This is a genomic window from Hydrogenoanaerobacterium saccharovorans (genome assembly GCF_016901815.1).
Classification (GTDB): domain Bacteria; phylum Bacillota; class Clostridia; order Oscillospirales; family Ruminococcaceae; genus Avimicrobium; species Avimicrobium caecorum.
Genome location: NZ_JACSNR010000037.1, coordinates 1 through 546, shown reverse-complemented (window position 1 = coordinate 546; position 546 = coordinate 1). Strand labels below are relative to the sequence as shown.

Here is a 546-nt window from a genome sequence, read left to right as displayed (position 1 = left end):
GCTCTTTTCGAGTCAATGGCTTTTTATCAAAAGCTACATGGCAGATGAAGTCAAAATCATCCACATCAGTCATATTCTGATCAGCTTTCATCAGCTCCAGATCAATGCCTCGTTCGTAGAGCAGATCACGAATCTGCTCCTTCTTCTCCTGCGCTGACCACTGACGGATGAAGTTATCCAGAGAGGCATATTCGCCCCGGATATTTTCTTTGGTGTAGTCCACGATACTCTCCTGACGCAGCAGTTTCCCGTTTGCGTCGTACACCGATACAGTTTTATGGATAATTTGCACCTTGCAGCCGTGCTTGTCCACAATGGGCTTATGTTTCGGCTCCGGCGGAGTTTCCCGATCTTCTTTTCCATCGCCATCCGGCGGTTTTTGGGGATCAGCCTGCTTTCCGCCCGGCGTGAACCCTTCATCAATTTCGATGGGGCCATCCCATTCCGGATCAGCGAACAGGCGGGTGACATTGCGGAAATCCATGACCACAAAGTGTGTCTTGCCCTCTTTTTCCCGCAGACGGGTGCCACGGCCGATGATCTGCT

Annotated in this window: 1 protein-coding gene; it reads right to left on the bottom strand. The window is 50.9% G+C overall.

Annotated features, from left to right (window positions below; translation table 11 throughout):
* Positions 1-546 (bottom strand): type I restriction-modification enzyme R subunit C-terminal domain-containing protein (locus H9X81_RS11560; protein WP_275951281.1); only part of this gene is annotated, 546 nt, incomplete at both ends.